The 14,132-nt window shown below is 67.0% G+C and carries 11 protein-coding genes; 3 read left to right on the top strand and 8 right to left on the bottom strand.

Features of this window, described 5'->3' with window-relative positions; genetic code table 11:
* Positions 1–2: 2 nt before the first annotated feature.
* The 4 genes from lldR to R5H29_RS06550 form a co-directional block, all read right to left on the bottom strand.
* Positions 3–767 carry a transcriptional regulator LldR gene (gene lldR / locus R5H29_RS06565; protein WP_332328942.1) on the bottom strand — a complete coding sequence of 255 codons (765 nt, stop codon included), beginning with the start codon at positions 765–767 and terminating at the stop codon, positions 3–5.
* 53 nt (positions 768–820) lie between these two features.
* Complete coding sequence (gene lldP / locus R5H29_RS06560) at positions 821–2,479, bottom strand: L-lactate permease (protein WP_332328933.1); 1,659 nt, start codon at positions 2,477–2,479, stop codon at positions 821–823.
* 222 nt (positions 2,480–2,701) lie between these two features.
* On the bottom strand, positions 2,702–3,154 hold the full coding sequence (locus tag R5H29_RS06555) for an MgtC/SapB family protein (protein WP_005413774.1): 453 nt from the start codon (positions 3,152–3,154) through the stop codon (positions 2,702–2,704).
* Positions 3,155–3,280: 126 nt separating this feature from the next.
* A complete protein-coding gene (locus R5H29_RS06550) occupies positions 3,281–4,039 on the bottom strand; it encodes an SDR family NAD(P)-dependent oxidoreductase (protein ID WP_111102365.1) in 759 nt (252 codons plus the stop codon).
* Between the two features lie 323 nt (positions 4,040–4,362).
* Between R5H29_RS06550 and R5H29_RS06545 the strand changes: the two genes are divergently transcribed.
* On the top strand, positions 4,363–5,316 hold the full coding sequence (locus tag R5H29_RS06545; protein ID WP_111099221.1) for an AraC family transcriptional regulator: 954 nt from the start codon (positions 4,363–4,365) through the stop codon (positions 5,314–5,316).
* Positions 5,317–5,481: 165 nt separating this feature from the next.
* Here the strand turns inward: R5H29_RS06545 and R5H29_RS06540 are convergent, their stop codons facing one another.
* The 3 genes from R5H29_RS06540 to R5H29_RS06530 form a co-directional block, all read right to left on the bottom strand.
* A complete protein-coding gene (locus tag R5H29_RS06540; protein WP_332328932.1) occupies positions 5,482–7,392 on the bottom strand; it encodes a CocE/NonD family hydrolase in 1,911 nt (636 codons plus the stop codon).
* Positions 7,393–7,677: 285 nt separating this feature from the next.
* Positions 7,678–8,064: a DUF4440 domain-containing protein gene (locus R5H29_RS06535; RefSeq protein WP_134735614.1), complete on the bottom strand. Its 387-nt coding sequence runs from the start codon at positions 8,062–8,064 to the stop codon at positions 7,678–7,680.
* Positions 8,064–9,422, bottom strand: a complete 1,359-nt coding sequence (locus R5H29_RS06530) for an MFS transporter (RefSeq protein WP_332328931.1) — start codon at positions 9,420–9,422, stop codon at positions 8,064–8,066. Before R5H29_RS06530 ends, R5H29_RS06535 begins: the two co-directional genes overlap by 1 nt.
* A 105-nt stretch (positions 9,423–9,527) precedes the next feature.
* Here R5H29_RS06530 and R5H29_RS06525 point away from each other — a divergent pair, with 105 nt between their 5' ends.
* A complete protein-coding gene (locus R5H29_RS06525) occupies positions 9,528–10,433 on the top strand; it encodes a LysR family transcriptional regulator (RefSeq protein WP_134731501.1) in 906 nt (301 codons plus the stop codon).
* A gap of 132 nt (positions 10,434–10,565) precedes the next feature.
* On the opposite strand, the gene R5H29_RS06520 is transcribed toward R5H29_RS06525, so the two are convergent.
* Entirely contained in the window at positions 10,566–13,361 is a 2,796-nt protein-coding gene (locus R5H29_RS06520; RefSeq protein WP_171952743.1) for a beta-glucosidase, read from the bottom strand.
* Positions 13,362–13,698: 337 nt separating this feature from the next.
* On the opposite strand from R5H29_RS06520, the gene R5H29_RS06515 reads away from it, so the two are divergent.
* The coding region (locus R5H29_RS06515) for a VOC family protein (protein ID WP_134731497.1) at positions 13,699–14,132 on the top strand (434 nt) is incomplete at its 3' end.

The raw sequence follows: 14,132 nt of genomic DNA, 5'->3' as shown, positions 1-14,132 counted from the left end.
GGTCAACCGTGTGGGGAAGGCAGGCGCGAGGCCCGCGCACGCCGGGCTTCGTTGTCATCGAGGGTGCGCAGCGTGGTGTGCACGAATTCGAGGTGGGCATGCGCGGCGGCGCGCGCGCGTTCGGGGTCGCCCGCCAGCACCGCGTCCATCATCTCGCGGTGCTGGTCGGACAACGGCGAGAAGGTCCTCGCCGAGGTGTAGAGCTTTTCGCGGCTCTGCGAGATGTTGGTCTGCAGCAGTTCGAACAGCCCGCGCATCACCTGCAGCAGCACCAGGTTGTGCGAGGCCTCGGCGATGGACAGGTGGAAGGCCGCGTCGGCCTCCGCCTCGCCGGTGGGGTCGTCCTTGCCGTGCGCGTCCATCATGGTCTGGAAGGCCTGTGCGATGCGCGCGCGGTCCTCGTCGGTGGCACACAGCGCCGCATGCCAGGCGGTGGCACCTTCCAGCGCGTGGCGGATCTCCAGCACGTCGAAGCGGTATTCCGGGTCGCCCTGGAACAGCGGCAGGTACGGCGCCAGCGGTTCATCCAGCGCCTGCCGCGCGCGTGCCGCAGGCTCGGCCACGTAGGTGCCGCCACCGACCCGTGCGGTCAACAGACCCTGGCTGGCAAGCTGCGCGATGGCCTCGCGCAGCGCGGTGCGCGAGACCCCCAGCTGCACCGCCAGGGTGCGCTCGGCCGGCAGCCGGTCGCCCGGCCGCAGCTGTTGTTCCTGCACCAGGCCGCGCAGCTGCGCAGCCACCTTGTCCGAAATACGTTGCGTGCTCATGGCGCCATTGTGGCCCGAAGCGCGCAGCGGGTGGTCGGCCAGCCGCGCATGGCTCAAGGAATCATCCAGGTCAGCCAGTAAGCCTGGGCCAGGGTGATCAGGCCGACCATTGTGGTGAAGATCAGGCTGTGCTTGACCGTGAAGCGGAACAGATCCGATTCCTTGCCGGCCAGGCCGACCGCCGCGCAGGCAATGGCGATCGACTGCGGCGAGATCATCTTGCCGGTGACACCACCGGTGGTGTTGGCCGCTACCAGCAGCACGTCGGACACGCCGATCTGCTGTGCGGTGGTGGCCTGCAGTGCCGAGAACAAGGCATTGGACGAGGTGTCCGAGCCGGTCAGGAACACGCCCAGCCAGCCCAGAAACGGTGAGAAGAACGGGAACGCGTCGCCGGTGTGCGCCAGTGCCAGCGCCAGCGTCGCCGACAGGCCCGAATAGTTGGCGATGAAGGCGAAGGCGAGCACCATGCCGATCGAGTAGATCGGCATGCGCAGCTCACGCACGGTTTCGCCGAAGGTGCGCAGCGCCGAACGGGCCGGCATGCGCAGCGCGATGATCGCGATCACCGCAGCGAGGATGATCGAGGTACCGGTGGCCGAGAACCAGTCGAACTTGTAGACGGCTTCGTAGCTCAACGGTGCATCCACGATCGGCGGCATCTTCTGCACCATCTGGTCCAGGCCCGGCACCGGGATCTTGAGCACCCAGCTTTCCAGCGGGCCATCCGCCGCGAACAGCGACTTGAACGGCTTGATGCTCCACAGCGTGACCATCGCGGTGAGGATCAGGAACGGCGACCACGCCCTGGCGATCTGGCCGACGCTGTGGCGCGGTGCCTCCAGTGCCTGTGCGGCCGCCTCGGCGCTGGTTTCGGTGTCGAAACGGAAGATCCGTACCGGCTTCCAGCGGCGCAGGAACAGGGTCAGGCACACCAGCGACGCCAGCGACGCGGTGATGTCCGGCAGTTCCGGGCCGATGAAGTTGGAGGTCAGGTACTGCGCGATGGCGAACGAGCCACCCGCAACCAGCACCGCCGGCCACGTTTCCCTGATGCCGCGCCAGCCATCCATGATCGCCATGATCCAGAACAGCACGATGATGGTCAGGAACGGCAGCTGGCGGCCGGCCATCTGGCCGATCTCGAATGCGTCCAGGCCGGTGACCTGCCCGGCCACGATGATCGGAATACCCATTGCACCGAACGCCACCGGCGCGGTGTTGACGATCAGGCACAGGCCGGCGGCATACAGCGGCTTGAAGCCCAGCCCGACCAGCAATGCTGCGGTGATCGCCACCGGCGCACCGAAACCGGCCGCGCCTTCGAGGAAGGCGCCAAAGGCGAAGCCGACCATCAGCATCTGCAGGCGCTGGTCTTCGGTCACCGACAGGATCGAAGCGCGGATGATGTCGAACTGCCCGGTCTTGACCGAAACTTTGTAGAGGAACACCGCACCGATGATGATCCAGGCAATAGGCCACAGGCCGTAGACGAAGCCGAAACCGGCCGCGCCCAGCGCCTGGGCCAACGGCATGCGGTAAAACAACAGCGCCACACCAAGCGCGATGGCCACGGTGATCGTGCCGGCGAGCCAGCCCTTCATGCGCAGCACGGCCAGGGCAACGAAGAAGAACGCGATCGGCAGCAGCGCGATCAGGCTGGACAACCACAGGTTGCCGGCGGGGTCGTACAGGTGTTGCCAGGGCTGCATGAAGATTCTCGACTGGGAACGGAGGAGCCCACCGCAAGCGGTGGGTCGCCGTGGCCGTCGATCATTGGTATTACCATTGATGATTTCGATCAGACCACTTGTAGCAGATTTAACCGCCACTCCGACGATGAGCCTATTAGACCATAGGGCTAGCCGTCATATTGGTCCGACCATTACAAACGTCATGGTAGTGCCGGCCGCTGGCCGGCAACGCGACCTTCCCTACGAAATCCGCTTCTCCAACCGCCGCATCACCGCCAGCACCAGCACGCACAGCACGCTCACCCCGATCGCGATCACGTACTTGCTGATACCCACCGCAATCCCGATGGCCGCCGCCATGATCAGCGAGCTGGCCGTGGTCAGCCCGCTGACCTGGTCCTCGCGCGAGCCGCGCAGGATGGTGCCGGCAGCAACGAAGCCTACGCAGGCCACCACGGCCTCGATGAGGCGTACCGGGTCGACCTGCAGCAGGTCGCGGTAGCGCTCCTGCTGGAAATGTTCGGCCACCGAGTCGCCGAGGCCAACGATCAATGCTGCTGCTCCGGCAATCAGCATGTGCGTACGCAGGCCAGCGGCGTGCTTGCCCATCTCGCGCTCGACGCCGAGCACGCCGCCGAACAGCATCGCTGCGGCAACGCGCAGCAGGATCGAGACATCCTGGGTAAGTTCCATGGGAAAGCTCCGGAATTTTCCCGGAGCGTCGCGCGACGATCGTGGGACGGCGGTGAAGGCGATGGCACGCCTTCTTCACCGCACGCTTTCATCCACGCATGGCGTGGATCTACTGACCGCATTCGCTCACTGCGCCAGATAGCCACCATCGATGGCATAGTACGCGCCGGTCGCGAACGAGGCATCGTCGCTGGCCAGCCAGGCTACCAACGCGGCCACTTCCTGCGGCGTACCCAGCCGCTTCAACGCGTGCCGCCCTTCCAGCGTGGCGCGCACCTTCGGGTCCATTTTCTCCAGCAGTGGCGTGCCGATGAAGCCCGGACCCACCGCGTTGACACGGATGCCGTCGCCCGCATGTTCCCACGCTGCGGTCTGGGTCAGCCCGACCACGCCGTGCTTGGCCGCCACGTACGCGGTGGAACCGGCATAGCCCACCTGGCCCAGGATCGAGGCCATGTTGATGATGCTGCCGCCCGTGCCGGCCGCGCGCATGGCCTGGATCTGCGCACGCTGGCACAGGAACACGCTGGTGAGGTTGACATCGATCACGCGCTGCCAGCCATCGATAGGATAGTCACCGCTGGCCGCGGCCGGCCCGCTGATGCCGGCGTTGTTGACCGCCACGTGCAGGCCGTCGAGTTCCTTGATCGTGCGCTGCACCGCTGCCTCCACCGCCGCGTCGTCGGTGACGTCCAGCGCGATGCCGATGGCCTGTGCACCCGCATCCCGCAACTGCGCCACGGTGGCATCGACCGCATCCTGCTTCAGATCCCAGACCGAGATCCGCGCGCCGGACGCCGCCAGGGTCTGCGCCACAGCCAGGCCTATACCGGACACGCCGCCGGTCACGATCGCGGTCTTGCCGGTGAGCTGGTAGTCAATCATCTGCGTTCTCCATCAGTGGGGGTATCGAAGTGGCCTGCAACAGCCAACCGCCCCACCCTACGCGCGCGCCCGTGACGGCCAGGCTGACATCGCATCTTCAGGTGATCGTTCCAGCCATAAGACCTCAACTGAAGTTTATGTATGGAATTACGTACGGATATGCATGCAAAACGCCGGCGTATGTTCGGCGGCATTTTCACTTTGGCCGTAATCGCCAATCGTTTTGACCTTATTGAGGTCAAAAGCGCGCGAATCGCGGCGACAATGGGAAACACTTCCAGTTTCTTCGACACATCCAATTCAACCTGTGTTTGCGCAGAGCGATGTCCCGATATTTCACTTTTGCTGATTACCGCCACTTCGGCGAACGCCATGGCTACGACTACCGGATCGAAGGGAGTGAACTGCGCGACGACCAATGGGCAGGGCGTGGCGACGTCCACGAGCAGTCACTGCGCGGTGGCCTGGGCCTGATCGCCTCGGACGTGCACAACCGGTTCACCTACACGGCCACCGCTGTGCAAGGTGCCGGCCTGACCATCCGCCTGATGCTGCAGGGCGAAGTGGATGTCCAGTTTCCTCGTCGCAAGGGGTTCACGCTGCGCGCCGGCACAGGCATGACCACAAGTCACCATGAACCTGTTTCCATGGCCGGTCTGCATCCTGGTGGCAGCCACCTGCGCGGGGTCAGCTTGAGCGTACCGGCCGACCTGGACGTGGACATGCTGCGCCTGCCGGCACTGCAACGGGTCCTTCATTCCCCTCTGCAGTGCCGCCACTGGGCCATTCCGCATGCCTTGCTGCCAACGCTCGCCCAATTGTTCGACAGTCCCTGGCAGGACGACATCGATGCGCTGTGGCGCGAAGGCGTGGCCCTGCAGGTGTTGGCCGTCGGCCTCCAGGCCGAGGATATGCAGACCGAGCATGTACGCACACTGCGCGCCGGCCAGCGCGAGCGGCTGGAGCGCGTGCGTGCCTACCTGCATGACGACCCCAGCCATGCCCACAGCCTGATCGAACTGGCCCAGCTGGCCTGCATGAGTCCCAGTTCGCTGCGCCGCCACTTCGCACAGCAGTATGGAAGCTCGGTGTTCGACTATCTGCACGAACAGCGCATGCGCCACGCCGAACAGGGCCTGCGCGAGGACGGCTGGACAGTTGAACAGGCCGCTGCGGCCTGTGGTTACCGCCATCCCAGCAACTTCGCTGCGGCGTTCCGCAAGCGTTTCGGACTGGTGCCCAGCCGCTGGCGCACGGGCCCATCGAAGGTGGACTGAAGGCCCGGGCCCTGGCAGGTGTCGACCTTGGTCGACACGCTCCTGCGCCATCGCGGATGCCGGCCAGCGGCCGGCACTACCAACGCCGCCGGGCATGGCCCGGCGCTACCGACCCCGCACATCCTGGGGTAGCGCCGGGCCAGGCCCGGCGTCACCCTGGCCGCTTCAATACACCGGCAGATCGATGTAGCTCGCCTGTGCCGCGCTGTGCCAGACCCGCTGCGTGGCCTTCTGGTAATCGCCCGGCCTGGCCAGGTAAATATTCGGCACGTAAGTCTGCGGGTTGCGGTCATACAGCGGGAACAGGCTGGACTGCACCTGCACCATCACCCGGTGGCCCTTCTGGAACGTGTGGTTGGCGTTGGGCAGATCGAAGCGATACGGCAGCACCTGGTTGGCGGCCAGCGGCTTCGGATCGCTGAAGCTCTCGCGGTAGCGGCCACGGAAGATCGCCAGCGACACCGGCAACTCATAGCCCCCCATCTCCGGCGTGGACGCTTCCTGGTCCGGATACACATCGATCAACTTCACCACCCAGTCGCTGTCGGTGCCGCTGGTCGAGGCCTGCAGGTGCACCACCGGCGCGCCGCCGATGCGCAACGGCGCGGTCAGCGGTTCGGTGATGAAGGTCAGCACATCCGGACGACCATCGACAAAGCGCTGGTCCTTGACCAGCCAGGTGGTCCACATGTCGCGGTCACCGAAGCGGACCGGGCGCGGCACGAACGGCACCGGCTTGGCCGGGTCGGACACGTATTCCTCGAAGTCGCCCTCGCCCGCCGCCGGTGCCTGGAACGCCAGCTTGCCGCCGGCGCGCAGGAACAGCGGCTTGCTGCTGGCGGCACAGCCCTTGTCGCAGCTGCGCGGCCAACCCTTCAGGCGATCCCAGTGGTTCTCACCGGTGTTGTAGATCAGCACCGGCGGTGTGTCCGCCTTCGGCGCACCGTCCACCAGGTACTGGTCGAAGAACGGCTTGAGTACATCACGGCGGAACTGCAGCGCGGTATCGCCATCGAACTTCAGCGCGCCCAGTTCGCTGCCGCTGTAGTTCACCTGGCTGTGCCGCCACGGCCCCATCACCAGGTAATTGCGGTTGTTGCCGCTGTCGCGCCCTTCCATTGCCTGGTAGGCATGGTTGGCACCCCACATGTCCTCCTGGTCCCACAGGCCCTGCAGCCACATGGTCGGCACCTTCAGCGGTGTCTTTGCCATCACCGCATCCAGCGCCTGGCCCTGCCAGAAGCCGTCGTAGGCCGGATGCTCAACCAGCTTCTTCCACCAGGTCAGCTGGTCCACACCGGTGAAGCGCGCGTAGTCGCCGGCCGAACCGATGCGCAGGAAGGTGCTGTAGTCGTCGTAGCCGAGGCTGGGCAGCGGCGTGCCCTTGCCGCGCTTCTCGGTCTGCATCGCGAAATAGTTGAAGTTGACCTGGCGGAACGCACCGTAGTTGAGCCAGTCGTCGCCCATCCAGCCATCGACCATCGGGCTCTGCGGCGCAGCCACCTTCAGTGCCGGATGCGGGTCGGTCAGCGCCATCACCACGGTGAAGCCCTCGTACGACGAGCCGAGCATGCCGACCTTGCCATTGCTCTCCGGTACGTTCTTCACCAGCCAGTCGATGGTGTCCCAGGCATCGGTGGAGTGGTCCACCTTGGTGTTGTTCAACGGCCCGCGCAGCGGCCGGGTCATCACGTAATCGCCTTCGGAGCCGTACTTGCCGCGGATGTCCTGGAACACGCGGATGTAACCGCCGTCGACGAACACCTCGTCGCCCTGCGGCAGCAGATCGCGCATGCGTGGCGAATCACTGCGGCTGGCGCGGCCAGCGGCATCGTAAGGTGTGCGGGTCAGCAGGATCGGCGCGTTGCGGGCGCCCTTGGGCACCACGATCACCGTATACAGCTTGGTGCCGTCACGCATCGGCACCATCACCACGCGCTTGTCGTAGTCACGACCGACATCAGGGGCAACGAAGGGCTTGCCGCTGATGTCCGGGGTCATCGGCGGGGTATCGGCGGCCAGCGCGGTGCTGGACAGGCAAAGGGCAATGGCTACAGCGAAGGCACGCACACGCATGGACAACCCCTCCCGGCAGGAAAGCCTCAAGCCTACTCCTGCCCCGGGCCGTGAAGTGTGTGCAGGCTTTGCATTCTGCGGTGGATGCGGGCAGGACTGATGGCACATGTGCCTGCGTTGCCGCTGCGCTCGCCGGCGACCGGTAGTGGGGGGGGGGGGGGGGGGCCCCCGCAGGATAGCCGGGCGGGGGGGGCGCGGGCGGCGGTTGGGGCGGGGGGGGGGGGGCAAAATGATGCCCCGGGGGGGGGGGACCGCCGGTGGGCGGCCCGCGCCCGGCACCACCGATCAATCTGCCGTTACCTCATGCAGCGCCAGCCAGCACCAGCGCCCCTGTTCTTGCCTCAGTACCGCCAGCGACTCCCGCCATGCGGGTGCGCCACCGTCGATCGAATGACCTTCGCGATAGCGCAGCACCGCCAGCGGTGATATCGCATCCACCGCCTGCACGGCTTCGATGGAAATCTGCAGCCCCGGCCGCGCGCCATGGCCACCCGCGAACAGCGCCTGCACGGCATTACGGTCCAGCCTACGACCCGCGATGCCGACCATGCTGAAGTCCGCGCAGAAATGCGCCATCAGATCATCCAGCGCATCCGCAGCCACCTCGGCCCGGAACCAGGCCTGCAGTTTGTCGTGCAGGTGGTGGATTTCATGTTCTGCGGTCGTAGCCATCAAGTGTTCTCCGGTTGCGAAAGGGTGATCCTCTGCGGCCGACGCAGCAACGCCATCGGCAACAGCGTCATTGCGGCGGCCAGACCCAGAGCCACGCTGGTGGCGCGTGCTGGCAGCCACTGCATGGCCAGCGCCAGCAGCAGCGCAATGGCGGCAGTACCCAGGCAGAAACTGAGCTGACGGTTGAGGTTCCAGAGGGCACTGGCATCGCCCAGCGCTTCACCCTCCACGCCATGGAAGGCCAGCGTCTGCGCGGTGCTGCTGCACAGGCTGCCGCCCGCCCCCATCAGCGCGAACAACAGCGCGGCCAACGCGAAGGCCGGCTGCGGCAGCAGCGCCATCAACAGCAGGCCGCTGGCCTGAAGCAGCATGCCCACGCGCAGTACCGTGGCCGGGCCGAAACGGGCCAGCAGGCGTTTGCTGGCAGTAATCGCCACGGCCGAGGCCAGCGCCCAGGGCAGCATCAACGCGCCGATGCGTGCCGCGCTGTAACCGGCCTGGTGCAGCTGCAGGGTACTGACCAGCTGGCTGCCGATGAACACACCGGGCACTGCCAGATAGACCAGCATCGCCAGGCGCAGGCCCCGATGGGACAGCAGCGACCAGCGCAGCAGGGGCTGCGCCTGCTGCCGTGCATACCGCAGGTGGGCCGCCGCCAACAGCATTGCGATCAACAGCAGTACGGCACCGGCGGCCCGATGGCCGGGTTCACCCAGCCAGGTCAACGCCAGCAGCAGCGCGCCCAGCGCCAGCATCGCGGTGGACAGCGCATAGGCCTGCAGGCGCGGCGCACTGCGCGCGCCATCGGCCGGCATCCACGCCAGCACCAGTCCAATCGCCACCACGGCCAGCGGCAGGCTGGCCCAGAGCACGCCGCGCCAGGACAACCACTGCACCAGCAGCCCACCGAGCGCGGGCGCCAGTGCTGGTACCAGCAGCGCAACCAGCAGGATGCGGCGGGTCAGCGCGCCACGCTGGTCGGGCGTGCACTGCCGGTACGCTGCCGCCTGTGCCACCGGAATCAGCAGGCCACCGGCCAGGCCCTGCAGCAGGCGCCAGCCCAGCAGCCAGCCAATACCCCCTGCTGCGCCGGCCAGCGCAGCGGCAACCGCGAACAGCAGCAACGCCACCAGCAGCAGGCGACGCTCACCACAGCGCGCGGCCAGCCAGGGCGCCAGCGGGATCACCACGCTCAGGCCCAGCATGTAGGCGGTGCCCACCCAGGCCAGGGTGCTGATATCGGCGTGCAGCTCCGCTGCCAATACCGGATAGGCCACCGTGGCGATGAACATGTTGACCAGATCCAGAGCGAACACCAGCAGGAAGATCGCCTCATGGCGCAGGCGGGGAGACGGCATCGGCGGCGCTCCAACAGGGAAGCGGCCAGCATGCCGTGCGGGCCTTGTTGGAAAAACACGACAGCAACTGCAACACTGTCAAATCCACTTTGACAATGAATTGCCATGGTCAGCCTCGATCGCTTCGATATCTTCCGCGCCGTGGTCGAGGCCGGCAGCCTGACCGCTGCGGCTGATCGCCTCGGCCTCAGCCGCGCGGTGGTCAGCTTCAACCTGAAGCGGCTGGAGCAGGAGCTGGGCGTGACCCTGCTGTTGCGCAGTACCCGCCACCTGGCCCTGACCGAGGCCGGCGAACAGTTCCTGCAACACTGCGTGCAGGCACTGGATGCCGCACAGGCAGCCATCGATGCCGCGCGCCGCGACCAGCACCAGCTGCAGGGTGTGCTGCGCCTGACCACCACGCCGGAGTACGCCCAGCTACGCTTGATTGCTGCGTTGGAGGCGTTTCGTGCGCGGCACCCGGCCCTGCAGCTGCACCTGTCGACCTCACCGGCACCGGCCGACCTGATTCCCGAGCGGTTCGACCTGGCAATCCGTCTTGGCCGCCTGCCGGATTCGGGCCTGCACGCCAGCGAACTGGAACGCCATCCACTGTGCCCCGTGGCGGCTCCGTCCCTACTGGCACGCCTGCCCTCTGCCGATGCTGCCGACGACCCCGTGCAGCTGGGCGCCCTGCCCCGCCTCGGTTACCCGCGCCTGGCCGACGTGCCGGTGATCGCGCCTGATGGCAGCGGCGCCCTGTTTGCCACCAACCCGGGCAACGCGGTGGTACGCGTGGATGGTGCCAGCAGCCTGCGCGCGTTCGCCCTGGCCGGCGCCGGGGTCACCGTGCTGCCACGCTGGCTGATCGAGGACGACCTGGCCCAGGACCGGCTGCGCCCGGTGCTGCGCCAGCACCGCTTCCCGCAGCAGAGCGTGTACGCGGTCTACCCGCACAGCACGCAGCCCTCGCCGAAGGTGCGGCAGCTGATCGATTTCCTGCGCGGGTGGTTTGGCAGCGCGCCTGTGTGACTTCCGCGCTCGCCGGGCATGGCCCGGCGCTACCCGATCACCACAGCCCTGGTAGCGCCGGGCCACGCCCGGCGAGCGCAGCGGTACCCCACAAACAAACACGGCCCCTTCCGGGGCCGTGTCTTCAAGGCATCAGCGCAGCACCTGCTCCACCAGCTGCACGTCCACGCTCTGCAGCGGCTCGGCCGCATTGCGCGACAGCTGCACCTGGTAGGTGCCGCCGTCGATCTTCCACTGGCGGGCCTGCGCATCGTAGTGCGCCAGCGTCTTCGGCTCGGCTTCGATGCGGATGCGGCGCTGTTCGCCCGGCTGCAGGGTCACCTTGTCATAGCCGATCAGGCGGATCGGCGTGGTGCTGCCGGCCGGCAGCTTCAGGTACAGCTGGGCCACGTCGGCACCGGCGCGCTTGCCGGTGTTGCGAATGTCCACGCTGGCGACCAGGCGCGAGCCTTCCACACTCACCTTGAGGTTTTCATAGGCGAACGAGGTGTAGGACAGGCCATGACCGAACGCGAAGGTGGGCTTCAGGCCCTTGGCCGCCATCCACTTGTAACCGACGTTGGCACCTTCGATATCGAAATCGAACACATCACCGAACGGCTTGGCCGGCTTGAAGCCGAGGCCGTCGATGTGCGGGCGCGGCAGCTGCGATTCGTCCACCACCCAGGTCACCGGCAGGCGGCCGGACGGATTGACCTGGCCGGTCAACAGCGCGGCAATGCCTTCGCCACCGCGGATGCCCGGGTACCAGGCCTGCAGCATCGCCGGCACCTGCGCCAGCCATGGCGTGCGCACCGGGCCATTGGTTTCCAGCACCAGCACGGTCTTCGGGTTGGCCTTGGCCACCGCCGAGATCAGCGCGTCCTGGTTGTCCGGCAGCTGCATGTCCGGCAGATCCACCGATTCGGCGGCCCACTGGGTGGCGAACACGATGGCCACATCCGCCTGCGCGGCCGCCTTGGCCGCGGCGGCGACGTTGGTGCCGTCCACGTACTCGATGGTCGCGTCCGGACGCGCTGCGCGCAGCGATTCCAGCGGCGAGGACGGGTGGAAGATCACCGGGCCCGGCCAGGTGGTCGGCAGCACGCCCGGCACCGCATTGGTGCCCTTGGCGGTCACGCCCACCATCGACGAACCACCGCCACCGATCACGCCCTTGTCGGCATGGCCGCCAATGATGACGATGCGCTTCACGGTGTCGGCCAGCGGCAGCAGGTTGCCTTCATTGCGCAGCAGCACGCTGCCCTCTTCCACCGTGCGCTGGGCGACGGCGAAGCCGGCCTCGGCATCCACCTTCTGGTGCTGCGGCGGGTTGTCGAAGTTGCCATGCAGGAACATCGTGCGCAGGATGCGCGCGACCATGTCATTCAGGCGCGCCTGCGGCACCACGCCGCCATGCACGGCCAGGCGCAGCGGTTCATCGAAGAACACCGCCGCGTCGAACACCTCACCGGCCGACTGCTGGTCCAGGCCGGCCAGCGCAGCCTTCGAGCCACTGTGCACGCCGCCCCAGTCGGACATCACGAAACCGGGGAACTTCCATTCCTGCTTCAGCACCTGGTTCATCAGGTAGCCGTTCTCGCAGCCGTAGGTACCATTGATCTTGTTGTACGAGCACATCGCCACGCCCGGGCGGCCGGCTTCGAGCGCGATCTCGAAGGCCAGCAGGTCCGACTCGTGCATGGCCTGTTCGCCGATGCGCACGTCGTGGAAGTTGCGCCGGGTCTCCATGTCGTTCAGCGCGAAGTGCTTCATCGAGGAGATCACGTGCTGGCTCTGCACGCCCTGGATCAGCGCGCCAACCATCGAGCCGGCCAGCAGCGGATCCTCACCGGCATATTCGAAGTTGCGGCCGTTGCGTGGGTCGCGCTGCAGGTTGACGCTGCCCGACAGCAGGATGTTGAAGCGCTGCTGCCATGCCTCGCGGCCCATGGTCGCGCCGCCGGCGAAGGCGACTTCGCGGTTCCAGCTGGAGGCGGTGGATGGGCCGGACGGCATTGCGGTGGCGAAATCGCCCGGGCGGATGCCGCCCGGATTGGTCACGCCGACACCGGCATCGGCCGACTGCTGCGACGGGATGCCCAGCCGCGGTACGCCCGGCACGAAGCCGGCCGAACCGACCGCACCTTCCGGCAGCGGGCCACCATCTTTGCCCAGCCCGAAGTAGCTGTGCAGCATCTGGAACTTCTCATCCTCGGTCATCGCCTTCAGCAGCAGCGCAGCGCGCGCATCGGCGTTGAGGGCGGTGTCCATCCATGGCTTTTCGCCGTGCTTGTCGGCGGCATAGGCCAGTGTCAGCAGGGTGGCGCGCAGGGTGCTGCCCTCCATCTTGAACGGTGCGCTGCTGGCGGCCTGGAAGCCGTCGCTGAAATAGCTGGCATCGGCTTCCAGCGCCACCCGCGCCGGATCGAAGCCTGCGGCCTTGGCCGATTCACCGGCCACTGCGCCGAGCAGCACCGCCGGGGCGCCCAACCGCGAACGGGTGACCAGCGCCGGCAGCTGCACCGCACCTGCACCGGCATCGGTATAGACCGCCACGGTATGGCGGCCATCGTCCAAGCGCAGGTAGTTCAGGCCTGGCTGGTCGGGGCCGGATTCGGCGGCGATCGGCAGCCGGGTCAGCACGGCCTGGCCGCGCTGGGTCTGGCCGTCGTCCTTGCCGGCGGCAACGAAGCGGTATTCATAGCCCAGGCCGTCGGCCAGCACCTGCAGCGGATCGACCTGGCCGATGCCGCGCTGCACCTGGCGCACGCTCACCGCGTCCACCTTCAGGCTCTTCAGTTGCGCCGCCAGGGCCGGCATCGCCTCGGCGTTGGGCGCCTGTTCCAGGGTCAGCACAGTGAACGCGGCGGGGTCGGCCCAGGCCGGAGCGGCCAGTGCGGCAGACAGGGCCAGAGACAGTGCAAGCGGTTTTGTAAACGTTTTCATCGGCAGGCGTAATTCCGTTGCCAAGGCAATCGGTCCAGGGAAAGTGCCGCCGAAGGGTGCAGCGTTCATGCCGCGCAGGGGTTGCCGGGCAACGTCCCGCAGGCCGAAGGGCGGGCCGGTCTGCGCGCGGGACCCTCCTCCCGGCGTGACAACCTGCCTGCCCGGGCCGCGCAGGGCGACCCAATCCTGTGAAGATTGTGCGAGGGCGTTCACACCTGTCAACAGGACCTAAGTCACAGGGGCAACCTGGCCCGCAGTTATCAGGCCATCACTGGCGGTCATCAGCGCGCCGCGCAGGGCTGCCGATAATGCAGGTCCCTGGCCACGAATCGAGCCCATGAACGTACATCGCGACTTCGACCATCTCTGGCGCGACCGCTGTGACACCTCCAGCCAGCGCGCACCGCGCGTGCTGATCCGGGTGTTCGTGGCTCCGGGCGAGCTGGAGCGCAGCGTGGCCTTCTACGAGCAGTTGCAGGGCGTGGTGGCCGATGCGGGCTTCCCGTTCCCGGAAGCCGGGCTGCGCCTGGCCATGGTCGGCGCCTTCCTGCTGATCGAAGGCAGCCAGGCGGCACTGGCCCCGTTCACTTCGACCACGGGGACACTGCTGGTCGATGACGTTCGGCCCTATCACGACAAACTGGTCGCGGCTGGCGCCGAGATCATCTTCCCGTTGCAGGTGGTACCGACCGGGGCGGCGTTCAACGCGGTGCATCCCGATGGCACGGTGGTCGAGTACGTGCATCACCGGCCCGACCCGCACGGCCGGTG

The sequence above is a fragment of the Stenotrophomonas sp. A3_2 genome (genome assembly GCF_036624925.1).
In the GTDB taxonomy this organism is placed as follows: Bacteria; Pseudomonadota; Gammaproteobacteria; order Xanthomonadales; family Xanthomonadaceae; genus Stenotrophomonas; species Stenotrophomonas hibiscicola.
This window is presented reverse-complemented; position numbering and strand designations above follow the sequence as displayed.